This window comes from Neisseria sp. P0008.S010, from assembly GCF_051962715.1.
Taxonomy (GTDB): domain Bacteria; phylum Pseudomonadota; class Gammaproteobacteria; order Burkholderiales; family Neisseriaceae; genus Neisseria; species Neisseria elongata.
Genome location: NZ_JBQCVA010000377.1, coordinates 1 through 249 on the forward strand (window position 1 = coordinate 1; position 249 = coordinate 249).

The 249-nt window shown below is 51.4% G+C and carries 1 rRNA gene; it reads right to left on the reverse strand.

Annotation, left to right across the window (positions count from 1 at the left end):
• A 16S ribosomal RNA gene (locus ACTHSL_RS13975) occupies nt 1-249 on the reverse strand; the annotation flags it as partial.

The following is a 249-nucleotide window of genomic DNA, read 5'->3' on the forward strand; positions in this document are numbered from 1 at the left end:
TGATTTTACATCAGACTAACACGACCAGTGACTCACGCTTTACGCCCAGTAATTCCGGATAATGCTCGGGGTCTCTGTATTACCGCTGCTGCTGGCACAGAGTTAGCAACCCCTTATTCTTCAGGTACCGTCAAAATTCGTCCCTGATAAAAGTCGTTTACGACCCGAAGGCCTTCTTTCGACACGCGGCGTCGCTCCGTCACACTTTCGTGCATTGCGGAATATTCTCGACTGCAGCCACCCGTAGGC